The sequence below is a fragment of the Streptomyces sp. NPDC008238 genome (genome assembly GCF_042956445.1).
Lineage (GTDB): Bacteria > Actinomycetota > Actinomycetes > Streptomycetales > Streptomycetaceae > Actinacidiphila.
On the sequence record NZ_JBIBGK010000004.1, the window covers coordinates 231,277 to 254,067 of the forward strand.

The window sequence follows — 22,791 nt, forward strand, 5'->3', positions numbered from 1 at the left end:
CCACGAAGGAGGTCCGCCTCAGTGGTGCAGCAGTACGAGGTCGTCCCGGTGCACGACCTCGCGCTCGTAGGCGGGGCCCAGTTCCCGTGCCAGTTCACGGGTCGAGCGCCCGAGCAGCCGCGGCAGTTCCCTGGCGTCGAAGTTCACCAGGCCGCGTGCGACGGCGTGGCCGGAGGTGTCGCGCAGTTCGACCGGGTCGCCGGCGGTGAAGTCGCCCTCGACCGCCGCGATGCCGGCCGGCAGCAGCGAGGTGCGGCGCTTGACGACCGCCTGCACGGCGCCGTCGTCCAGGACGAGCGCGCCGAGCGGGGTGGAGGCGTGGGCCAGCCACAGCAGCCGGTCGGCGGAGCGCTTTCCCGTGGCGTGGAAGAGGGTGCCCGTACGCCGTCCGGCCAGGGCGTCCGCGGCCTGCGAGGCGGAGGTCAGCACGACCGGGACGCCGGCGCCGGCGGCGATCCGGGCGGCCTCGACCTTGGTGACCATGCCCCCGGTGCCGACGCCGGCCTTGCCCGCGCTGCCGATGGAGACGCCCTCCAGGTCCTGCGGCCCGTGGACCTCCTCGATGCGCGAGGTGCCCGGGAGCGCGGGGTCGCCGTCGTAGAGGCCGTCGACGTCGGAGAGCAGGACGAGCAGGTCGGCCCGGACGAGGTGGGCGACGAGGGCGGCGAGGCGGTCGTTGTCGCCGAAGCGGATCTCGTCGGTGGCCACCGTGTCGTTCTCGTTGACGACCGGCAGGGCGCCCATGGCGAGCAGCTGGTCCAGCGTCCGGTAGGCGTTGCGGTAGTGCGCCCGGCGGCTCATGTCGTCGGAGGTGAGCAGCACCTGGCCGACCCGTACGCCGTACCGGGCGAAGGAGGCCGTGTAGCGGGCGACGAGCAGGCCCTGGCCGACGCTGGCGGCGGCCTGCTGCCGGGCCAGGTCCCGAGGCCGCCGGGTGAGCCCGAGCGGCGCCAGGCCCGCGGCGATGGCACCGGAGGAGACCAGGACGACCTCCCTGGCGGCCGTGCCCTCCTGCGCCGGGCCGTCCTGGCTGCCGCACGCCTTGGCCAGCACGTCCACGAGGGCGTCCACCCGGTCCGCGTCCAGGCCGCCGGCCGCGGTCGTCAGCGAACTCGACCCGACCTTGACCACGACCCGCCGGGCCTCCGCCACGTCCTGCCTCGCGCTCGCCACGTCCGTCCCTTTCCTCTCCCGGCTTCGCAATCTACGGCAGAGGGGCGGTCCGGTGCCGCCGGCTTCCACCCAGCGGACGGGCCGGAGGGACCGCGGCGACGGGACCAAGGACCCGCAGGCCCGCACCGGGAACGCGCGTACCATGGGACCTTGCGTTCGAAGCCGTCGGGCCGCGCGTGCGCCGCCCGAGCAGCCCAGAGGAAGATCCGCCTGTGACATCTCACACGGGAGAGCCGGCGCTCGGCCTTCCGCTTCCTGACCACCGGGCTTGCTGTGCAGGGAGTTTGGACGCCCGTTCGAGTCAAGTGCCCCCACGGTTTTGGATGGTAGGTTGCCCGCTGTGAAACGCACCATTGGAACCAGGCCGGAGACATTCCACTTCGCGTTGCTGCTGCTGCAGGCCTGCGCGTTGATCGCCCAGATCGTGGGGGTGGCGCTCCCCGGCATGGCACTCCTCGTCGGTGCGGCGGCGCTCGGCTACGCGGCCGATCTCGTCATGCACGCCGGCAGGACGCCCCCGCCCAGGATCCTCGGCCAGCTCCACGCGGAAGCGGTCACCCGGCAGGCGCTGCGCGACCTGCTGCTGGTGACCGGCCTGCTCCGCCTGGAGGTCGGGCCGTCGACCGGGTTCTGGCTGGTCTGCCTCGGCGGTCTGCTCGTCGTGCACGGCGGGCACGTCGCCCTGCAGGCCGGCACGATCCTGGTGCAGCGCGCGCGCAAGCTGCCGGTCGTCACCCGGAACATCGACACCTCCGGCCTCAGGCTTCCCTCCGCTCCCCCGGCCGTGATCACCCGCCGCCCGGGGCTGCGGCTGCTGCTGGCCGAGCTCCCCGCCGTCGCGGGGCTCTCGCTCACCGCGGCGGGCGGGCCCACCGGCTGGGCCCTCGCCGGGGTCGGCCTGGCCGCCGTCCTGTCGCTCGCCGCCCTCGCGGTGCTCGCGCTGGCCTTCCTGCCCGGGCGCCGCGCCCCGCGGCAGGAGGAGGTCATGGAGTGGTTCGACGCGTGGCTGCGCGACTACCGGCCGACCGTCGGCATGTACTTCTCCGGCGGCCGCAGCTCCGCGTACCAGGCGAACATGTGGCTGTCCGCGCTGGAGAAGCTCGAGGGCCGGCCCGTGATCGTGCTGCGCGAGCGGGCGATGGTGCCGCGCATCGGCGCCACCGACCTGCCCATCGTGTGCCTGCCGAGGGTCGCCGACCTCATGCGCCTCGGCGACTCCAGCCTCAAGGTGCTGCTGCACCCGGCCAACGCGCCGAAGACCTCCCAGGTGCTGCGCATCCCGTCGATCATGCACACCTTCGTCAACCACGGCGAGAGCGACAAGCTGTCCAGCTGCAACCCGTACGCGAAGGCCTACGACGAGGTCTGGGTGGCGGGCCCCGCCGCCCGCGAGCGCTACGCCCTCGCCTCGGTCGGCGTGGCCGACGACGACGTCGTGGAGGTCGGCCGCCCCCAGCTGGCCGGCGTCGAGCGCGGCTCCGGTCCGGTTCCGGCCGGGTCCCCGGTCACCGTGCTGTACGCGCCCACCTGGGAAGGGTGGACCGACGACCCGGGCAACACCTCCATCGTCCTGGCGGGCGAGACGATCGTCCGCCGGCTGCTCGCCGACCCCGGGGTGCGGCTGCTCTACCGCCCGCACCCGCTGACCGGCTCCGTCGACCCCCGTGCCGGTGCGGCCAACCACCGCATCATCCAGCTCATCGAGGAGGCCCGCGCCGCCGGCCGGCAGTCCGTCGCGACGCCCGCGCAGCGCGAGGTGCTGGAGCGGACCGAGCGCGAGCTGGACCGGCTCACCGCCGCCTGGACGCTGATGTCCGCGGACGACCTGGAGCGGATGGCCGACAAGGGCGTGTCCGGGGACGTCACCGTCGCCGAGGCGACGCGGCGCGCGGCCGAGGAGTGGGAGGCCGTCTACTGGACGGCGCTGCCCGCCACCGAGCACCAGGTGCTCACCGGGGAGAGGCCCGGCCTCTACTCCTGCTTCAACCACTCGGACGTGCTGATCACGGACGTCTCCAGCGTCATCTCCGAGTTCATCGTGAGCGGCAAGCCCTACGCGGTCACCAACACCACGGACCTGGCCGAGGGGGCCTTCCGCGAGACGTTCCCCACCGTCCGCGCCGGGACCGTGCTGACCCCGACGGCCAAGGGCCTCGACGAACTGCTGGGCGTCGCCCGCGGCAGTCAGGACGACACCCTGGCGACGGCCCGCGAGGAACTGCGGGTGCACCTGCTGGGCCCGGCCGAGCCGACCTCCGCGGAACGCTTCCAGGAGGCCGTGCACGCCCTCGCGGCCCGCGTCGACGAACGGCGGGCCAAGGCGGCGGGAGCCGCCCCCCAGGCGCTCCCCCGGCAGCGCGCCGGAGCCGTCTGACACCGGCACACAGGACGACGGAGGAGGCCTCCGGCGGGAACGGAACGTTCCCGCCGGAGGCCTCCTCCTTTTGTGTGCCCGCGCGCCGGGTGACCCGGATCACGCCACCGGGCCCCGAGACACCATTCGACAACTTTTTGTTTACTCGCCCTTAACCCGTGCAACCATTGGCAGTCGCCGGGTGTCGTACGTGCGGTGGATGCGGGAGCCGTCCGTGACGGCCGCGCCACCCTCCCGCCCACGCCGGACCGGAAGCCGGTCCTGCGTCCCTTCTCGCCCCGAAAGGTTCCTGGTCCATGGAAATACCGCCGCTCGCGGAAGTACGGCGCCTCACCGAGAAGAAGCGGGACGCCTGGTGGACCGTCTTCCTCGTCGATCCGGTGGCGACCCCGCTGGTGCGCTGGACGGCCAGGTGGACCCGCGTCACCCCCAACCAGATCACCTGGGGCGCGCTGTTCCTCGGCCTCGGCGCGGCAGCGTGCTTCGCGATGGCCGACTGGAAGTGGCTGATCGTCGGCGCCGTGCTGTACCACTTCAGCTTCATCCTCGACTGCATGGACGGGAAGCTGGCCCGGCTCACCGGCCAGGGATCGGAGTTCGGCGGCTGGCTCGACTACATCTTCGACCGCATCCGCGTGGTGTGCTGCGCCGCGGCCCTGATGGGCGGCCAGTTCTACCGCACCGACAAGCCGGTCTACATGTGGCTCGCCCTCGCGGTGATCTTCCTCGACGCCCTGCGCTACCTCGACGCGCTGCAGATCTTCAAGGTGCGGGCCGGGATGCGCAAGAAGATCCGCAAGCGCCTGCAGCAGGTCGAGGCGGCCAAGCCGACCGCCTTCATGGAGGACCTGCTGCGCGAGCGGGCCGAGGACGACGAGACGCAGGCCGACGCGGACGCCCAGGCCGCGGCCAAGGTGCTCGGCTCCGTCGAGCCCGGCCCGCGGTCCGTCCCCGCGCAGTGGAACGGCCCCGGCGCCTCCGCGGCGGACGTGACGGCCACGACGGACGACGGGACCGACGCGGCCGAGGACGCCCCGGCGTCCGAGGAGGAGGACGGCCCGCAGCGGGTCATCGACCTCCAGCAGACCTTCAAGAAGCGCTTCGGCCCCTACGAGAAGTTCCGTGACTTCCTGGTCAAGCACCGCGTACGGCCGCACCTGATCAGCGGCATCGAGTTCCAGATGGCGGTCTTCATCATCGCCCCGCTCACCGGTGCCATCGTCGGTGTCACGATCGGCGCGGCCGTGCTGCTGCTGACCTTCGAACTCGCCATCATCTACAAGCTGCTGCTCTCCACCCGCGACTTCGAGGGCGTCATGGCGCAGCTCCAGGCGGAGGTCCAGGAGCAGGAGCAGGCCGAGGACACCGAGGACACCCAGGACCCGGCGCTCCGCGCGTCCGTGAGCTGAACGAACGGCACGACGACGAGGGCCGGTTCCCCCGCTGACCGCGGGGGAACCGGCCCTCGTCACATCCGGCCGCGGCTCAGGACTCGAAGGGGTCGAAGCCCTCGAACTGCTCCTGTGCGTCGTCCCGCTCGGCGTCGCGGTCCTTGCGGCGCTGGGCGGCGGGGCGGGGCGCGTCGAAGCGGTGGTCCTCACCGCGGCGTCCCAGCATCTCCGCGCCGGCCGCCACCGTCGGCTCCCAGTCGAAGACCACGGCGTCGTCCTCGTCACCGATGACGACCTCGTCGCCCTCGCGGGCGCCGGCCTTGACCAGTTGCTCCTCGACACCGAGGCGGGCGAGCCGGTCGGCGAGGTAGCCGACGGCCTCGTCGTTGGCGAAGTCGGTCTGGCGCACCCAGCGTTCGGGCTTCTCACCGCGGACGCGGTAGAAGCCGTCCTCGGCGGTGACGGTGAAGCCGGAGTCGTCCACGGCCTTGGGCCGGATGACGATGCGGGTGGCCTCCTGGACCGGCTGGGCGGCGCGGGCCTCGGCCACGATGCCGGCCAGGGCGTACGCCAGCTCGTTGAGGCCCTTGTGGGCCACCGCGGACACCTCGAAGACCCGGTAGCCGCGCGCCTCCAGGTCGGGGCGGACCATGTCGGCGAGGTCCTGGCCGTCGGGGATGTCGACCTTGTTGAGGACGACCACCCGCGGACGGCCTTCAAGGCCCCCGTACGCCCGCAGTTCCGCCTCGATGACGTCCAGGTCGCTCAGCGGGTCGCGCTCGGACTCCAGGGTGGCGGTGTCCAGGACGTGCACCAGGACGCTGCAGCGCTCCACGTGCCGCAGGAACTCCAGTCCCAGGCCCCGTCCCTCACTGGCGCCCGGGATCAGCCCGGGGACGTCGGCGACGGTGAAGACCGTCGAACCGGCCGTCACCACACCGAGGTTGGGGACGAGGGTGGTGAAGGGGTAGTCCGCGATCTTCGGCTTGGCGGCCGAGAGCACGGAGATGAGCGAGGACTTGCCCGCGCTCGGGTAGCCGACCAGCGCCACGTCGGCGACCGTCTTCAGCTCCAGGACGAGGTCCCGGCTCTGGCCCGGCTCGCCCAGCAGCGCGAAGCCCGGCGCCTTGCGGCGCGCGGAGGCCAGCGCCGCGTTGCCGAGGCCGCCGCGGCCGCCCTGGCCGGCGACGAAGGTGGTGCCGTGGCCGACGAGGTCCGCGAGCACGTTGCCGCGCTCGTCCATGACCACGGTGCCGTCCGGCACGAGCAGGACCAGGTCCGTGCCCTCCTTGCCGGAACGGTTGCCGCCCTCGCCGGGCTTGCCGTTGGTGGCCTTGCGGTGCGGGTGGTGGTGGTAGTCGATGAGCGTGGTGACCGACTGGTCGACGACCAGCGTCACGTCACCGCCACGGCCGCCGTTGCCGCCGTCCGGGCCGCCCAGCGGCTTGAACTTCTCCCGGTGCACGGAGGCGCAGCCATGGCCTCCGTTACCCGCGGCGACGTGCAGCTCGACGCGGTCCACGAAGGTGGTCATGCGGATGTTCCTCCTGGTACGTACGGGATGTCTTGTTGTTCAACGCACCGAGGGCGGACCTGCTTCCCGCCCGGGAAGCAGCGTCCGCCCTCGGTGAAGTCGTATCGCGGCCGATCAGGCGACCGGGACGATGTTCACGACCTTGCGACCACGGCTGCTGCCGAACTCGACCGCACCGGCGGCGAGGGCGAACAGCGTGTCGTCCTTGCCACGGCCGACGCCCGCGCCGGGGTGGAAGTGGGTGCCGCGCTGGCGGACGATGATCTCACCGGCGTTCACGACCTGGCCGCCGAAGCGCTTGACGCCGAGCCGCTGGGCGTTGGAGTCGCGACCGTTCCGGGTGGACGATGCGCCCTTCTTGTGTGCCATCTCTGTTCAGTCCCTTACTTCGCAGCGGCGGGGATGCCGGTGATCTTCAGCGCCGTGTACTGCTGGCGGTGACCCTGACGACGGCGGTAGCCGGTCTTGTTCTTGTACCGCAGGATGTCGATCTTCTGGCCCTTGTGGTGGTCCACGATCTCGGCCTCGACCTTGATCCCGGCCAGCACCCACGGGTCGCTGGTGACGGCGTCGCCGTCCACGACGAGCAGCGTCGAGAGCTCGACCGCGTCGCCAACCTTGCCAGTGGAAATCTTGTCAACCTCGACGATGTCGCCGACGGCCACCTTGTGCTGGCGGCCACCGCTGCGCACGATTGCGTACACGCGGAACTCACTCTCTCGCTCGGATCGTCACTCCTGACGCCAGCCGTCCCTGCGGTGCGTGGGGGGCCTCTGCCGGCCGGGGCCGGTAGGAAGGTGCTCAGGAATGGGCGTCAAACGTCAAAACGCCGAAGGTTAAGGTTACGGGGCACCCTCGACCGGGTCAAACCGGCGCCTCCCCGGCCGGACACGCCGAGGGCCGTCCCCCCGGTGGGGGACGGCCCTCGGACGGTGACCCCGGGTCAGGACGCCTCGGTGGGCGCCTCGGCCGTGGCCTTCGCGGCCTTCTTCGCCGTCGTCTTCTTCGCGGTGGTCTTCTTCGCCACGGTCTTCTTGGCGGCCGTCTTCTTGGCGGCGGCCTTCTTCGCCGGCGCCTTCTTCGCGGCCGTCTTGCGCGCGGCCCGCTTCTTCGGCTCCGCCTCGGCGGTGTCGGTCTCGGCGGCGTCGCTCTGCGGCTGCGCCTCGGTGCCGGGGACGACCACGACCGCGGCCTCCTCGCCCGAGGACGGCGCGCCCGCGGGGGCGGACGCCCGGCGCGTGGCCCGGCGACGGACCGGCGCGGCCGGCTCCTGGACCTCCGCCACGGGCTCCGGCTCGGGAGCCGGGGCCGGGACGGCCGTCTCCGCCGCGGGGACGACCACCGTGGCCGCCTCACCCGCGGGGGCGCTCGGCGCGGTGGCCTTGCGGGTCGCCCGGCGCCGGCCGCGGACCGGGGCGACGGGCTCCTCCACGACCTCGGCAGTGTCCACGACCGCGGGCGCCTGGGTGGCGGTGGCCGTCGCGGCCTCCGCCGCCTGGGGCTCGGTGACCGGGGCGACCGACGGGACGACGGTGACGATCTCGGCCGTCGCGTCCGGCGAGCCCACCGGAGCGGTGACCCGCCGCGAGGCACGCCGCCGGGAACGGCGGCCGGCCGCGGCCTCGGCCTCCGCCGGGCTGCTGAACCACTCCTCGTCCCCGCCGACGGCGGGGACCAGCTCGGCCTCCGCCACGGCGACCGGCTCCAGCTCGAACGCCTCCTCCACGGCCTCCTCGGCCTCGGCGACGGCGGTCCCGGCGACCGCCGGCTCCTCCGCCGCACCGCCACGACGGCGCTTGCGCTTGCCGCCGCCACCGGCCGTCGTGGGCTGGTCCATGTGGACGATGACGCCGCGGCCGTTGCAGTGCACGCAGGTCTCGGAGAAGGACTCCAGCAGACCCTGGCCGACCCGCTTGCGGGTCATCTGCACCAGCCCCAGCGAGGTGACCTCGGCCACCTGGTGCTTGGTCCGGTCACGGCCCAGGCACTCCAGCAGACGGCGCATCACGAGGTCGCGGTTGGACTCCAGCACCATGTCGATGAAGTCGATCACGATGATGCCGCCCAGGTCGCGCAGCCGCAGCTGGCGCACGATCTCCTCGGCCGCCTCCAGGTTGTTCCTGGTGACCGTCTCCTCCAGGTTGCCGCCCTGGCCGGTGAACTTGCCGGTGTTGACGTCGATGACGACCATCGCCTCGGTCCGGTCGATCACCAGCGAACCGCCGCTCGGCAGCCAGACCTTGCGGTCCAGCGCCTTCAGCAGCTGCTCGTCGATCCGGTAGGTGGCGAAGACGTCGACCTCGGAGGTCCAGCGGCTCAGCCGCTCGGCCAGGTCCGGCGCGACGTGCGAGACGTAGCCGTGGATGGTCTCCCAGGCGGTGTCGCCGCTGACGATGACCTTGCTGAAGTCCTCGTTGAAGATGTCGCGGACGACGCGGACGGTCATGTCCGGCTCGCCGTAGAGCAGCGACGGGGCGTTGCCGCTCTTGGCCTTCTTCTGGATCTCCTCCCACTGCGACTGCAGCCGCTCGACGTCGCGGCGCAGCTCGTCCTCGCTCGCGCCCTCGGCCGCGGTGCGCACGATGACGCCCGCGTCCTCGGGGACGATCTTCTTGAGGATCTGCTTCAGCCGGGCGCGCTCGGTGTCGGGCAGCTTGCGGCTGATGCCGGTCATCGAGCCCTCGGGCACGTAGACCAGGTAGCGGCCGGGCAGCGACACCTGACTGGTCAGGCGGGCGCCCTTGTGGCCGATCGGGTCCTTGGTGACCTGGACCAGCACCGACTGGCCGGACCTCAGGGCCGCCTCGATGCGCCGCGGGCCGTTGCCCATGCCCAGCGCCTCGAAGTTGACCTCACCGGCGTACAGGACGGCGTTGCGGCCCTTGCCGATGTCGACGAACGCGGCCTCCATGGACGGCAGCACGTTCTGGACCTTGCCCAGGTAGACGTTGCCGACGTAGGAGGTGGCCTGCTCCTTGTTGACGTAGTGCTCGACGAGGACGTCGTCCTCCAGCACACCGATCTGCGTGCGGTCGCCGTTCTCACGGACGACCATGACGCGCTCGACCGCCTCACGGCGGGCCAGGAACTCGGCCTCGGTGATGATCGGCACACGCCGGCGGCCCTGCTCACGGCCCTCGCGGCGGCGCTGCTTCTTGGCCTCCAGACGGGTGGAGCCCTTGATGGACTGCACCTCGTCGGCCGGCTCGGACGGCTTGCGCGGCTCGCGGATCTTGACGACCGTGCGCTCCGGGGCGTCCTCGCCCAGGCTCTCCTCGGCCGGGCCCTCGCCGCCACGGCGGCGACGACGGCGACGGCGACGGCTGGTGCTGCTGCTCTCGCCGTCCTGCTCGTCGTCCTCATCGGACTCGTCCGCGGCGCCCTCGCCCTCGGTCTCCTCGTCCTCGCCGGCGGCCTCCTCGCCGTCGGCGGCCTCACCACGACGACGGCGGCGGCCACCGCGACGGCGACGGCGGGAGATGCGCTCGCCGCCCTCGCCCTCGTGCTCGTCGCCCTCGTGCTCGTCGGCCTCGGCCTCAGCCTCGTCCTCGTGGACGGCCTCGGGCTCCTCGTCGGCGTGCTCGGCCACGGCGCTCTGCGCGGTCTCCACGGCCTCCGCGGGCTCACCGCGACGACGACGGCGACGGCGGCGTCCGCCGGCGTACTCCTCGGCCTCCGCCTCGGCCTCGGGCTCCTCGTGGTCCTCCTGCTCCGCGGCCGGCGCGGCCTGCCCGGCCTGCGCCGGGGCGGGAGCCTGGAACACCGGTGCCTGGAAGACCGCCACCGGCGGGCGCACGACCCGGCGCCGTCCCCGCGCGGGAGCCGCCTCGGGCTCGGGCTCGGCCTCGGGCTCCGCCGCGGGCTCGGCCTCGGCGCCCTGCGCCTCGTGGACCTGGATGACGATCGTGTCCGCGGGGACACCGAACGCCTCCGCGACCGCCACGACCGCCGCGGCGTGCGCCTCGTCGACCGTGTCGCCGTAGCCGCGGATCTCGTACGCGTCCTCGACCTCGACGGCCCAGCCGGAACCGTCCGGGACGGCCTTGGCGGTGTAGGTGCGCCGCTCCGGGGCGGCGGCCACGACGGTCTCGGCGGCGGCCTCCGCCGCCGCCTCCTCACGAGGCGCGAGCGCACCCGGCTTCAGACGGCGCGAGCCGTCGTCGGCGGCGAGGAAGGAAGCCGCCGGGGCGGTACGCCGACGCGAACGGGCCGCCCGGGACTTCTCGGCCTGGGGCTTCTCGGCCCTGCCGCGCCGCGGCTGCGTGGCGGGCGGCTCCGCGGGCTCCTCCTGCAGCGCCTTAGCCGGCGCGTCCGCGGCGGCCACGGCGACGTCCTCGGCGGGAGCCGCCTCGGGGGTGGCCACCTTGCGCGTGGCACGGCGCCGGGTACGGGCCGGGGCCGCCGGCTGCTCGGCCTGCTCCGCCGCGGGGGCGGTCTCGGCGTGCAGCGGCAGGCCGGCCTGGAGCTCCTTGGCCTGCGTGTCGGCGGCGGCCGCGGGGCCGCTCGTCTCCTCGGCGGCCGGGGCCGCCTCGGGGCTGGTCACCTTGCGCGTGGCACGGCGCCGCGAACGGGCCGGAGCCGCCGGCTGCCCGGCCTGCTCCGCCCCAGAGGTCTCGGAGGTCGTCTCGGGGGCAGGGGCCGGCTCGGCAGGCGTCTCCGCCACGACGGCCTCGGGGGCCGGGGCCGCGGCGGTGGCCTTCCGTGTCGCACGGCGGCGGGTAGGGGCGGGAGCGGCCTCGGCCGTCTCCTCGCCCGACCCGGCCGCCTGCGGCTCCGGGGCGGAGGCCTTGCGGGTCGCCCGGCGGCGGGTACGCGCCGGCGCGGCCTCGGCCTCCGGCTCCGCGGAAGCAGCTTCGGCCGGTATGGCCGGCGACCCGGCGGCCGCTGCCCCCGGGGTCACGTCCTGCGCGGCCTCGCCGGCCGCGGGCGGTCCTGCGGGGCGGCTCGCCGCCCGGCGTCGACGGCGCGGTGCGGCCGTCGCCTCGGTGTCGGTGCCGCCGGAGGCGGCTTCGGTGGCGCCGTTCTCGGGCGCCTCGTTCGGCTCGTTGTGCTCGAGCATGCGGGCATATCTCCCGTCACGCTCCCGGGCGCCGCGTCCTGGTCCGGTTCGCGGCGGTCCGCGTCATCGCGTTCCGCCGCCCGGGGGGCGCGGGCGCCACACGGGAGCTGTCGTATAGCTCGTCGGCACCGCAGTGACGGGCCGACGAAAGTCTCGTCTGATGCGTGCTGCCGGACCCGGGTTTCCCCAGATGCATCGGCCGCACAACGACGACGGTCCTAGGCGGAACCCTCCGGCACCGTCGCGGCATCGCGGTCGGGCGCGAGCGGATCGGTCACCGTACCGGTCTCCTCGTCGAGCGGCCCCTGCGCCAGCCTGGTCACCGCTGCGGGGACCGGCGGCGCGAGGTCGGCCACCGCACGGAGGCCGGACAGGACGTCGTCGGGTCGTACGGCAGGTGTCACATGCCGAACAACCAGCCGCAGTATCGCACAAGCTCCTGGCGTCGGCCTATCGGCACCCTGTTCGAAAACACCGTCCTGGGCCCCGGCCACCTGCGGATCCACCGCTTCGAGCCGGGTGACGGCCTCGCGCGCGTCGAAAGTCCGCACGCCGTTCTTCGTCATGCGCTGGACCTCGACGGTCCCGGCGGCGAGGAACGCCGCCACGGCCCGCTCGGCCTCGTCCCGCTCGACACCGTCCAGCCGCAGCTGCCACACCGACGCCGCCAGCCGCTCGGCGAGCCCCGAGGTACGGGCCTCGACGGCGTCGACCACGTCGAGTCCGGCCGGCAGCGACTCGTCCAGCAGCAGGCGCAGCTTCTCCGGCTCACGGGCCTCGCTGAGCGCGATCTCCAGGTACTCGGCCTCGCTCGCGACGCCGGTGGGTGCGGCGTTGGCGTACGACACCTTGGGGTGCGGGGTGAAACCCGCCGAGTACGCCATGGGCACCTCGGCGCGCCGCAGCGCCCGCTCGAATGCGCGCTGGAAGTCGCGGTGGCTGGTGAACCGGAGGCGGCCGCGCTTGGTGTAGCGCAGTCGGATGCGCTGCACCGCGGGTGCGGGCGGCGGGCCTTCGGGCTGTCGCTTGCCCAGTGTCGTTCAGTCCCTCGTGCGTCTGGTCACCCCGGACGGGGTTGCTTGTCGTCTTCCAGATTACTGGGGGTTCCGGCCTTCCGGTTCCCCACGGCGCCCGCAGCGCGCTCCACCCGTCGCGGCGCGCCCGTCAGCGCACCGCGCAGATCGGCCCGCACCCCGCGCACGGTCTCCCGCACCGCGGCCAGCGCGTCGCGCACCACCCGCCGGGCCTCGGCCGCCGCCCGCCGCACCGGCCGCCACACGGGCAGCACGACGGCGTGCCACACCCAGGCCACCGGGACCACCACGACCACGGTGACCAGCCACTTCAGGGCCCGGCCCAGGGCACGCGAGACGTACCCCGCCACCCGCCAGGCCACCAGAAGGGCGTCCCGGACCTCCCTGGCGACCGGCACGAGCACCCGCCGCCACAGGAACAGCAGCGGAACCACGACCGCCCACCGCGCCAGCCACGCCACGGCCGCGCCCACCGGCACGAGCACGTACCGCCACAGCCCCACCGCCGGCAGCACGACCAGCAGCCGTACCGCCCACCGGAGCAGCCACACGGCCCCGGCGGCCAACGGCACCAGCACACGCCCGTACAGCGCCGCCAGGGGCACCACCACCAACGTCCGGACCGCCCACACCACCCCCACGCCCACCGGCACGAGCACGTACCGCCACAGCCCCACCGCCGGCAGCACGACCAGCAGCCGTACCGCCCACCGGAGCAGCCACACCGCCCCGGCGGCCAACGGCACCAGCACGCGCCCGTACAGCGCCGCCAGGGGCACCACCACCAACGTCCGGACCGCCCACACCACCGCCACGCCCACCGGCACCAGCACGTACCGCCACAGCCCCACCGAGGGCAGCACGACCAGCAGCCGGACCGCCCCGGTGGCCAGCGGCACCAGCACGCGCCCGTACAGCGCCGCCAAGGGCACCACCACCAACGTCCGGACCGCCCACACCACCGCCACGCCCACCGGCACCAGCACGTACCGCCACAGCCCCACCACCGGCACCACGACCAGCAGCCGGACCACCCAGACCACGGCCGCCTCCGCGGCCCGTCCCACCGGAGCCAGCACGTACCGCCACAGCGCCGCCGCGGGGGCGACCACGCACACCCCGACCAGCCACCGCCCCAACCGCCCCGACGCCCGCCCCGACGCCGCCAGGGCGTCCCACGCGATGCGCAGCGGCAGCACGACCACCAGCGCCACGATCCGCGCCGGCATCCTGACCGCCACCGTCAGGCACCCGTCCCCGTCCCCGCTCCCGCCGTACCCGCCGGCGCTCCCCCGCTCCTCCATCCCCGAACGGTACGCCCGGAACCCCGCGTTCACCTCCCCCCTCCCGGCACGGACCTCCCGGGTCAACGGCCGTGCCGCGGAGCCGGCCTGACGCGTCGTCCCGCCCCGGACGCACGAAGGCCCCCGCCGTGCCGGCGGGGGCCTTCGAGTGCTCGGCGAACCGCTACTTCAGCACTACTTCACCACGGTCAGCGGCAGCAGCTTCTTGCCGGTGGGGCCGATCTGGATGTGGGTGTCCATCTGAGGACACACCCCACAATCGAAGCAGGGCGTCCAGCGGCAGTCCTCGACCTCGGTCTCGTCGAGGGCGTCCTGCCAGTCCTCCCAGAGCCAGTCCTTGTCGAGGCCCGAGTCCAGGTGGTCCCAGGGCAGGACCTCCTCGTACGTACGCTCCCGCGTGGTGTACCAGGCGAGGTCGACGCCCTGCTCCGGGAGCGCCTTCTCGCACATGCGGAGCCAGCGGTCGTACGAGAAGTGCTCGCGCCAGCCGTCGAAGCGGCCGCCGTCCTCGTAGACGGCGCGAATGACGGCGCCCACGCGGCGGTCGCCGCGGGAGAGCAGGCCCTCGATGATGCCGGGCTTGCCGTCGTGGTAGCGGAAGCCGATGTTGCGGCCGTACTTCCGGTCGCCGCGGATGGCGTCGCGCAGCTTCTCCAGGCGGGCGTCGGTCTCCTCGACGCCGAGCTGCGGGGCCCACTGGAACGGGGTGTGCGGCTTGGGCACGAACCCGCCGATCGACACCGTGGCGCGGATGTCGTTCTGGCCGGTGACCTCGCGGCCCTTCTGGATGACGTTCTTCGCCATGTCGGCGATCTGCAGCACGTCCTCGTCGGTCTCGGTGGGCAGACCGCACATGAAATACAGCTTCACCTGGCGCCAGCCGTTGCCGTAGGCGGTGGCGACGGTGCGGATCAGGTCCTCCTCCGAGACCATCTTGTTGATGACCTTGCGGATGCGCTCGGAGCCGCCCTCCGGGGCGAAGGTCAGACCCGAGCGGCGGCCGTTGCGGGTCAGCTCGTTGGCCAGGTCGATGTTGAAGGCGTCGACGCGGGTGGAGGGCAGGGACAGGCCGATCTTGTCCTCCGTGTACCGGTCGGCGAGGCCCTTGGCGACGTCGGCGATCTCGGAGTGGTCGGCGGAGGACAGCGACAGCAGGCCGACCTCCTCGAACCCGGTGGCCTTCAGGCCCTTGTCGACCATCTCGCCGATGCCGGTGATGCTGCGTTCGCGCACCGGGCGGGTGATCATGCCGGCCTGACAGAAGCGGCAGCCGCGGGTGCAGCCGCGGAAGATCTCCACGGACATCCGCTCGTGGACGGTCTCCGCGAGCGGGACCAGCGGCTGCTTGGGGTAGGGCCACTCGTCGAGGTCCATGACGGTGTGCTTGGACACCCGCCACGGCACGCCGGAGCGGTTGGGGACGACGCGGGCGATCCGGCCGTCGGCCAGGTACTCCACGTCGTAGAACTTGGGCACGTACACCCCGCCGGTGCGGGCCAGCCGGAACAGCAGCTCGTCGCGGCCGCCGGGGCGGCCCTCGGCCTTCCAGGCGCGGATCACGTCGGTGATCTCCAGGACGGCCTGTTCGCCGTCGCCGATCACCGCGGCGTCGAGGAAGTCCGCGATGGGCTCGGGGTTGAAGGCCGCGTGGCCTCCGGCGAGCACGACCGGGTGGTCCTCGGTGCGGTCCCGGGCCTCCAGCGGGATGCCCGCGAGGTCCAGGGCCGTGAGCATGTTCGTGTAGCCGAGCTCCGTGGAGAAGCTGAGGCCGAAGACGTCGAAGGCCTTGACCGGCCGGTGGGCGTCCACGGTGAACTGCGGCACGTCGTGCTCGCGCATCAGGGCCTCGAGGTCCGGCCACACGCTGTACGTGCGCTCGGCGAGGACCCCCTCGCGCTCGTTGAGCACCTCGTAGAGGATCATGACGCCCTGGTTGGGCAGTCCGACCTCGTAGGCGTCCGGGTACATCAGGGCCCAGCGGACGTCGCACTCGTCCCACGGCTTGACGGTGGAGTTCAGTTCCCCGCCGACGTACTGGATCGGCTTCTGCACGTGCGGCAGCAGGGCCTCGAGCTGGGGGAAGACCGACTCGACAGGCATCAGAGGTGTCTTTCGTGAGCTGGCAAGGGTGACCATTCAGCGTAACGCGTCACAGAGGGCTCCCCGGCCGCGCTCGGCGCGGCGCGGGGCGCCTGGTGACGGTCGCCGGGGGCCGGTTCAGCCGGACAGCTTGCCGCGGTCCGCCTTGGGCCATTCCTCGGGCAGCTGCCGTTCGGCCGTGGCGGCGAGGTCGCGTTCCAGCTGGTAGAGCACGCCGTACGCGAAGGTGTCCTCGCCCGCCTCGCGGGCGTCGGAGGTGAGGCGCAGGACGGCGTCGCGGCAGATGACGCTGTCCTGGTGCTCGCCGAGCAGTTGCTGGACGGCCTTCATGCGCTTGGTGTGCTTCTTGGCGGGCTTGCGCAGGGCGGGGACGACCCGGGCGGCCTCGCTGCTGTAGCGGGCCCGTTTGGCGGCCTTGCGGGCGTCGTGGAGGGCGAGGTCGCGTTCGTGGCCGGGTTCCCGCTCCAGGGCGGGCTCGACGCGCCGGCGCAGCCGCCGGTGGTCGCGGCTGACGGCCTTGGCGACGGCGGTGGCGGGGGCCTTGGCTCCCTTGAGCAGGGGTGGGTCGGTGAGCAGGGACTCCAGGGTGTCCAGGAGGCGGAAGTAGCGTCCGCTGCCGAGTTCGCGCAGGAGTTCCTTGCGGGCGCCCTCGTGGACGGGGGCGTCGCCGCCGATGCGCGCGCTGAGGGTCTCGGTGACGAGTTCCTCGGGGAGCTCCGCGAGGCGGTCGCCGAGGCGTTCGGCGAGGACCTCGCGGTCGCGTTCGAGGCCCAGGACCCCGGCGAGCCACTTCAGCTCGTCGCCGACGGGGTCGGTCACCTCGCGGTTGAGTTCGCGGCGGAAGGACTTGAAGGCGCTGCGCAGCCGGCGGGTGGAGACCCGCATCTGGTGGACGGAGTCCGGCTCGTCGCGGCGGACCTCGGGGTCCCAGCCGGTGATGGCGGTGATCTGCTCGTGGACGTAGGCGAGGGCGACGTCCCCGGCGGTGCGGGGCCGGGAGGGCGGCTGCGGCGGCCGGGGGGCGGCGGTCAGGCGGTCGCCGAGGGCGTGGGCGAGCTTGGAGGGGGACTTCGAGCGCCGTAGCCCGGCGGCGCGGAGCCGCTTCTCGACGGCGTCGAGGAGGGCGGTGTCGCCGTCTAGGAGTTCGGTCTCGACCTCGGTCCAGGCGTTCTCCGCCCCGTCGGAGTGGTCCAGGACGGTGGCGCGGACGTCGTCGTGGGCGATCTCGGCGAGGGGCGTGCCCTCCGCGTCGACGAGGTGGAGTCTGGTGCGGGTGGTGTGCAGCCGGACGACCGGGACGAGCTCCCGGTCCCGGATGACGGCGGTGATCTCGGCGAGCAGGGGTTTGGGCACCCTGGGGCCGCCCTTGCGGCCCTGTTTGCCGAGGGGCGCGTGCACCTCGGTGCGGGTGTCGGTCTGTGAGGTGGGCAGTTTCAGGTGCCAGCCGGCGTCGTCGCCGCCGGTGCGGCGGCGCAACGTGATCCGGTGGGTGGCCAGCCGCAGGTCGGACGTGTCGATGTAGACGGCGTCCAGTTCTGCGGGTTCCAGGACGCGCACGGCCGCGACCCCGGGCAGACCTTCGAGATCGGGTTCGCCGGTCTGCTCGGCGGCCTCGTACTTGCGCTCGGTCTCCGCGACACGCTTCCCCATGTCAGGAACCTAATCGCGGGTTCGCCCGGCCGCAATGGTGCGTTCACCCGGTGGACGGTGTCAGGCCGACATGGGCCGCTTCATGTGGATGGCCTGCAGCAGTCCGATCGCGATCCAGACCGCGAACATCGACGATCCGCCGTACGAGACGAAGGGCAGCGGCAGACCGGCCACGGGCATGATGCCGAGGGTCATGCCGATGTTCTCGAAGGACTGGAAGGCGAACCAGGCGACGATGCCGGCGGCGATGATCGTGCCGTACAGGTCGGTCGCGTTGCGGGCGACGCGGCAGCCGCGCCACATGATGACGCCGAGCAGCACGATGATCAGGGTCGCCCCGACGAAGCCGAGTTCCTCGCCCGCCACGGTGAAGACGAAGTCGGTCTGCTGTTCGGGCACGAACTGCCCGGTGGTCTGGCTGCCGTCGAAGAGGCCCTTGCCGAGGAGTCCCCCGGAGCCGATGGCGATGCGTGCCTGGTTGGTGTTGTAGCCGACGCCCGCGGGGTCGAGGGCGGGGTTGGCGAAGGCGGCGAAGCGGTCGATCTGGTACTGGTCGAGGACGCCGAGCTGCCAGACCGCGATCGCGCCGCTCGCCCCGGCGGCGATCAGGCCGAGGACCCAGCGGTTGGAGGCGCCGGAAGCCAGCAGCACGCCGAGCACGATGACGGCCATGACCATGACCGACCCGAGGTCGGGCATCAGCATGACGATCGCCATCGGCAGTATGGCGAAGCCGAGCGACTGGGCGACCGTCCGGTGGTCGGGGAAGAGGCGGTCGCCGGCGTCGACCCGGGCGGACAGCATCATCGCCATGCCCAGGATGATGGTGATCTTGGTGAACTCGGAGGGCTGCAGCGAGAAGCCGCCGCCCAGCACGATCCACGCGTGGGCGCCGTTGACCGTGGAGCCCAGCGGGGTCAGCACCGCGGTCACCAGCAGCACCGAGATGGCGTAGAGCACCGGCACCGCGCCGCGCAGCCGGCGGTGGCCCAGCGCCACCGTGCCGGCGGCGAGGGCGAAGCCGATGGCGGTGTTGAGCATGTGCCGCAGCAGGAAGTAGTACGGGTCCCCGTGGGTGAGCTCCGTGCGGTTGCGCGTCGCCGAGTACACCAGCGCGGTGCCGATCAGGGAGAGCGCGAGTGCGGCGCCGAGCAGCAGCCAGTCCATCCGGCGCACTATCGAGTCCCGGGCCAGGAGCTTGCCCAGGGTGCCGCGCTCGGGGGTGAAGCGCCGCGCCGCGTAGCCCTGCGCGCTCATGACCGGTACCTCCTGCCCGCCAGGAGCTTCTCGCCGCGGTCCGGGGGCAGCGCTGCGGTCGCCAGCACGACGTGGCCGGGCGCGGCGGGCCCCTGCGGCGCGTCGGCCCAGGCCGCCTTGGTGACCCGGATGGTGCCGTCGGCGTCGATCTTCGGCAGCTTGCTGAGGGGGCGCGGCAGCAGGGCCTTCTTGTTGTCGATCGCCCCGTCCTTCTGGACGCCGTACATGGCCTCGTAGATCTTGCGGACGGCCGGGCCGGAACCACCGGAACCGGTACCGCCCTGGGAGATCGTCATGACGATCGCGTAGTCCTTGCTGTACGTCGTGAACCACGAGGTGGTCTGCTTGCCGGCGACCTCCGCGGTACCGGTCTTGGCGTGCAGCGGGATCTTGTCCTGCGGCCAGCCGCCGAAGCGCCATGCGGCCGTACCGTGGGTGACGACGCCCTCGAGGGCCTCGTTGATGTACTTCAGGGTGTTCTTGGTGGCCGGGGCCTTGCCGTTCACCTTCGGCTTGATCCGGGTGACCTTCTTGCCGTCGGCGCTGATGATCGCCTTGCCGATGGTGGGCTGGTAGAGCGTGCCGCCGTTGGAGATGGCCGAGTAGATGTTGGCCATCTGGATCGGGGTGACGAGGGTGTCGCCCTGGCCGATGGCGTAGTTGACGGAGTCACCGGCGCGCATGACGTAGCCGTCGACGCAGTTCTCGCGCGCGATCTGGCTGGCGTAGTCCTGCTTGTCGCTCTTGGCGACCTTGCACCAGTAGTCCTTGTTGGCCTCGTAGTAGTCGCGCTTCCACTGGCGGTCCGGGATCCGGCCGGTGACCTCGGAGGGCAGGTCGATGCCGGTCACCGAGCCGAGGCCGTACTCCTTGGCGGTCTTGTAGAACCAGTCCTTGGGGTGCTTCTTGGGCTTGGTGCCGCCGTCCTTGAGCCACTGGTCGTACGACAGGCCGTAGAAGACGGTGTCGCAGGAGATCTCCAGGGCGTGGGCGAGGGTGATGGAACCGGCGCTCTCGCCCTCGAAGTTGTTGAAGACCCGGCCGCCGATGGTCATCGACGACGGGCAGGGGTAGCGCCCGTTGATGTCGTAGCCGGCCTTCACGGCGGCCGAGGTGGAGATCGCCTTGAAGGTCGAGCCGGGGGCCGACTGACCCTGTATGGCCCGGTTGAGCAGCGGGAAGTTGGACTTCTTGCCCGTCAGCTTGGCGTAGTCCTTGGCGGAGATGCCGCCGACCCAGACGTTCGGGTCGTACGTGGGGGCGCTGGCCATCGCGATGACCTGGCCGGTGTGCACGTCCATGACGACGACCGCGCCGGAGTCCGCCTTGTAGAGGCTGCCGGTGACCTTGTCGAAGGTCTGCCGGGCGACCTTCATCGCCTCGTTGAGCTCCTTCTCGGCGACCGCCTGGACGCGCGCGTCGATGCTGGTGACCAGGTGGCTGCCGGGCTCCGCGGCGGTCTCGCCCGCCTTGCCGATGACCCGGCCGAGGTTGTCCACCTCGTAGCGGGTGACGCCGGCCGTGCCGCGCAGCTCGCTGTCGTAGGTGCGCTCCAGACCGGAGCGGCCGATCTGGTCCGAGCGCAGCAGCGACCGGCCCTTCTTCTCGGCGGCGGTCAGCTCGTCGTCCGTCACGGGCGAGAGGTAGCCGAGGACCTGGGAGGTGTTGGACCCGAACGGCGCGGTGTAGCGGCGCACGGCGGTGGGCTCCGCGGTGATGCCGGGGAAGTCCTCGCGGCGCTCCATGATCTGCAGCGCCTGCTGGGTGGTGGCCTCGTCGGTGATGGGGATCGGCTGGTACGGCGAGCCGTTCCAGCAGGGCTTGGGGGTCTGCGAGTCGCAGAGCCGGACCTTGCCCAGGACCTCTTCCGGCTTCATGTGCAGCACGTCGGCGAGCCGGGTCAGCACCGCCTTGCCGTCGTCCTTCTGCTTGAGCAGGTCGGTGCGGCTCGCGGAGACCACCAGCCGGGTCTCGTTGTCGGCGAGCGCCACGCCCTTGTCGTCCAGGATCGACCCGCGGACGGCGGGCGCGACGACCTCCTGGACGTTGTTGCTGTTGGCCTGCGCCGTGTACTCGTGGCCGTCGCGGATCTGCAGGAACCACAGCCGCCCGCCGAGGGTGAACAGCAGGGACAGGACGAGGATCTGCAGGACCACCAGCCGGATCGTGACCCGCGGCGTCCGCCCCGTCTCGGGGATGTTGCTCACGCCGCCCCTCCCGCTTCTCCGCCCGCTCGGCACGACAGCGCGTGCCTCGTCGTCGGCCGCCCCCCGGCGGCCTCGCGTGCGCCGCTCACAGCCGCCGGCCTCCCTTGGCGACGCTCCCCACCCGGCCCAGCAGGCTCGAGCGCTGGCCGCCGATGCGGGCGCCGAAGCCGGGGCCGGAGGCGTCCTCCGTGAGCGAGTCGCCCTGGAACCGACGGGCCAGCGCCATGATCCACGGCACGGTGAACGGTGCGAGCAGCAGGTCGTACAGGGCGGCGGTGAACAGCAGCTTGCCCAGGCCGACGTGCTGGGCCGCGGTGTCGCCGACGAGGGCGCCCACGGCCGCGTACAGCACCGTGGAGCCGATGGCGGCGCCGACCACGACCAGCATCGGGCGGGTGGCCGACCGCAACTGGCCGCCGTCGGGCTTGACCAGGCCGGCGATGTAGCCGACGACGCACAGCACGAGGGCGTAGCGGCCCGCGGCGTGGTCGGCGGGCGGGGCGAGGTCGGCGAGCAGTCCGGCGCCGAAGCCGATGAGGCAGCCGGCCACGTGACCGTACGTCAGTGCGAGGCCGAGGACGACCAGCAGCAGCAGGTCGGGCACGGCGCCGGGCAGGTGGAGGCGGGCCAGGACGCACACCTGGACGACCATGCCGGCGACCACGAGGCCGCTGGAGAACAGGATGCGCTTCATCGGACCTCCTCCTGTCCGTAGAGCGAGGACTGAGAGGGGTTCACGCTCGGCGTCGCGGTGACGGTGACCGTCGGGACGGGCTTGGGCCCGGCCGGCAGCACCGAGTCGCGCGGGTCCTTGCGCGGGCCCTGGACGACGACACCGACGATGTCGAGCTTGGTGTAGCCCACGAACGGGGTGACCTCGACCGTACGGGTGAGGCCGCCGCCGGCGGGGTCCACCTTGACGACCGTGCCGACCGGAACGCCGGGCACGAACGGCTTGTCGGCCTGGGAGCCGAAGGTGACCAGGCGCGAGCCCTTCTTCACGTGGGCCTTGCCGTTGAGGAGCTGCACCCGCATCGGCCGGTTGCCCTGGCCCGTCGCGAAGCCCAGCTCGGAGGTCTTCTCCAGCCGCGTGCCGACCGTGAAGTCCGGGTCGCAGGCGAGCAGGACGGTCGAGGTCGACGGGCCGACGGTGGTGACCCGGCCGACCAGGCCGTCCCCGTTGACCACCGTCATGTCGCGCTGGATGCCGTCGTTGGCACCGGAGTCGATGGTGACCGTCCAGGAGAAGCCCTGGGCGGCTCCTATCGCGATGACCTGCGCGCCCTTGACCCGGTACTGGCCGGCTCCGGCGAGCTTGAGCAGCTTGTCGAGTTCGCGGGCCCGCTCGCGCGTGACGTCCTTGCTGCCGAGCTGCTGCTTCAGCTCGGCGTTCTCCCGCTCCAGTTCGCTGATCCGGCTGCTCCGGTCGCCTGAGTCGCGTACCGCGTCCACGGCGTTGTCCACCGGGTCGACAGCCGCCGCGACCCCGTCCTCGACGGGGCCGAAGACGGCGGCCGCGGCGGACCGGGCGCCGTCCAGCGGTGAGTCCTCACCGCCGCGGATGTCGACGGTGATCAGCGCGAAAGCGATCGCCACCAGCAGCACCAGCAGAAGCCGGCTCTCTCGTGTGTCCCTCACGGGGGCCAGTCCGTGCCTTCCTCGTCAGAGCGTGTGAGCCCGTGGGCCCGACGGGCCCGCCCGGGAGGTA

15 protein-coding genes are annotated in these 22,791 nt (G+C 72.6%); 2 read left to right on the forward strand and 13 right to left on the reverse strand.

Annotation, left to right across the window (positions count from 1 at the left end):
- Positions 1–18: 18 nt before the first annotated feature.
- The gene (proB, locus tag ACFZAU_RS13400) at positions 19–1,173 is read right to left on the reverse strand and encodes a glutamate 5-kinase (protein ID WP_500552229.1); all 1,155 of its coding nucleotides are present in this window, start codon (positions 1,171–1,173) and stop codon (positions 19–21) included.
- A gap of 340 nt (positions 1,174–1,513) precedes the next feature.
- Here proB and ACFZAU_RS13405 point away from each other — a divergent pair, with 340 nt between their 5' ends.
- Both ACFZAU_RS13405 and ACFZAU_RS13410 read left to right on the forward strand, forming a co-directional pair.
- Complete coding sequence (locus tag ACFZAU_RS13405; RefSeq protein ID WP_500552230.1) at positions 1,514–3,547, forward strand: hypothetical protein; 2,034 nt, start codon at positions 1,514–1,516, stop codon at positions 3,545–3,547.
- Positions 3,548–3,843: 296 nt separating this feature from the next.
- Positions 3,844–4,956 carry a CDP-alcohol phosphatidyltransferase family protein gene (locus ACFZAU_RS13410; protein ID WP_500552231.1) on the forward strand — a complete coding sequence of 371 codons (1,113 nt, stop codon included), beginning with the start codon at positions 3,844–3,846 and terminating at the stop codon, positions 4,954–4,956.
- A gap of 76 nt (positions 4,957–5,032) precedes the next feature.
- Here ACFZAU_RS13410 and obgE read toward each other — a convergent pair whose 3' ends face one another.
- The 12 genes from obgE to mreC form a co-directional block, all read right to left on the reverse strand.
- Positions 5,033–6,472 carry a GTPase ObgE gene (obgE, locus tag ACFZAU_RS13415; protein ID WP_500552232.1) on the reverse strand — a complete coding sequence of 480 codons (1,440 nt, stop codon included), beginning with the start codon at positions 6,470–6,472 and terminating at the stop codon, positions 5,033–5,035.
- 114 nt (positions 6,473–6,586) lie between these two features.
- Positions 6,587–6,841, reverse strand: a complete 255-nt coding sequence (gene rpmA / locus ACFZAU_RS13420) for a 50S ribosomal protein L27 (RefSeq protein WP_499598926.1) — start codon at positions 6,839–6,841, stop codon at positions 6,587–6,589.
- A gap of 14 nt (positions 6,842–6,855) precedes the next feature.
- Positions 6,856–7,176 (reverse strand): 50S ribosomal protein L21, encoded by a 321-nt coding sequence (gene rplU / locus ACFZAU_RS13425; protein ID WP_500461615.1) that lies wholly within the window; start codon positions 7,174–7,176, stop codon positions 6,856–6,858.
- A gap of 239 nt (positions 7,177–7,415) precedes the next feature.
- A complete protein-coding gene (locus tag ACFZAU_RS13430; RefSeq protein ID WP_500552233.1) occupies positions 7,416–11,531 on the reverse strand; it encodes an Rne/Rng family ribonuclease in 4,116 nt (1,371 codons plus the stop codon).
- Between the two features lie 218 nt (positions 11,532–11,749).
- Positions 11,750–12,523, reverse strand: a complete 774-nt coding sequence (locus ACFZAU_RS13435) for a TIGR03936 family radical SAM-associated protein (RefSeq protein ID WP_500552234.1) — start codon at positions 12,521–12,523, stop codon at positions 11,750–11,752.
- A gap of 68 nt (positions 12,524–12,591) precedes the next feature.
- A complete protein-coding gene (locus ACFZAU_RS13440; protein ID WP_500552235.1) occupies positions 12,592–13,869 on the reverse strand; it encodes a hypothetical protein in 1,278 nt (425 codons plus the stop codon).
- A gap of 174 nt (positions 13,870–14,043) precedes the next feature.
- Positions 14,044–15,969, reverse strand: a complete 1,926-nt coding sequence (locus ACFZAU_RS13445; protein WP_500552236.1) for a TIGR03960 family B12-binding radical SAM protein — start codon at positions 15,967–15,969, stop codon at positions 14,044–14,046.
- Between the two features lie 117 nt (positions 15,970–16,086).
- Positions 16,087–17,619 (reverse strand): CYTH and CHAD domain-containing protein, encoded by a 1,533-nt coding sequence (locus tag ACFZAU_RS13450; RefSeq protein WP_500552237.1) that lies wholly within the window; start codon positions 17,617–17,619, stop codon positions 16,087–16,089.
- A gap of 60 nt (positions 17,620–17,679) precedes the next feature.
- Positions 17,680–18,876, reverse strand: a complete 1,197-nt coding sequence (rodA, locus tag ACFZAU_RS13455; protein ID WP_500552238.1) for a rod shape-determining protein RodA — start codon at positions 18,874–18,876, stop codon at positions 17,680–17,682.
- Positions 18,873–21,083 (reverse strand): penicillin-binding protein 2, encoded by a 2,211-nt coding sequence (gene mrdA, locus ACFZAU_RS13460; protein ID WP_500552239.1) that lies wholly within the window; start codon positions 21,081–21,083, stop codon positions 18,873–18,875. Before mrdA ends, rodA begins: the two co-directional genes overlap by 4 nt.
- Positions 21,084–21,168: 85 nt before the next feature.
- Positions 21,169–21,777 (reverse strand): rod shape-determining protein MreD, encoded by a 609-nt coding sequence (gene mreD / locus ACFZAU_RS13465; RefSeq protein ID WP_500552240.1) that lies wholly within the window; start codon positions 21,775–21,777, stop codon positions 21,169–21,171.
- Entirely contained in the window at positions 21,774–22,721 is a 948-nt protein-coding gene (gene mreC / locus ACFZAU_RS13470) for a rod shape-determining protein MreC (RefSeq protein WP_499598937.1), read from the reverse strand. Before mreC ends, mreD begins: the two co-directional genes overlap by 4 nt.
- Positions 22,722–22,791: the final 70 nt, after the last annotated feature.

What these genes read in the sequence shown, in the direction of transcription:
- ACFZAU_RS13410 (WP_500552231.1), top strand. Translation starts at nt 3,844, where the DNA reads ATGGAAATACCGCCGCTCGCGGAAGTACGGCGCCTCACCGAGAAGAAG.
- obgE (WP_500552232.1), bottom strand. Translation starts at nt 6,472, where the DNA reads ATGACCACCTTCGTGGACCGCGTCGAGCTGCACGTCGCCGCGGGTAAC.
- rpmA (WP_499598926.1), bottom strand. Translation starts at nt 6,841, where the DNA reads ATGGCACACAAGAAGGGCGCATCGTCCACCCGGAACGGTCGCGACTCC.
- ACFZAU_RS13430 (WP_500552233.1), bottom strand. Translation starts at nt 11,531, where the DNA reads ATGCTCGAGCACAACGAGCCGAACGAGGCGCCCGAGAACGGCGCCACC.
- ACFZAU_RS13440 (WP_500552235.1), bottom strand. Translation starts at nt 13,869, where the DNA reads ATGGAGGAGCGGGGGAGCGCCGGCGGGTACGGCGGGAGCGGGGACGGG.
- ACFZAU_RS13445 (WP_500552236.1), bottom strand. Translation starts at nt 15,969, where the DNA reads ATGCCTGTCGAGTCGGTCTTCCCCCAGCTCGAGGCCCTGCTGCCGCAC.
- ACFZAU_RS13450 (WP_500552237.1), bottom strand. Translation starts at nt 17,619, where the DNA reads ATGGGGAAGCGTGTCGCGGAGACCGAGCGCAAGTACGAGGCCGCCGAG.
- rodA (WP_500552238.1), bottom strand. Translation starts at nt 18,876, where the DNA reads ATGAGCGCGCAGGGCTACGCGGCGCGGCGCTTCACCCCCGAGCGCGGC.
- mreD (WP_500552240.1), bottom strand. Translation starts at nt 21,777, where the DNA reads ATGAAGCGCATCCTGTTCTCCAGCGGCCTCGTGGTCGCCGGCATGGTC.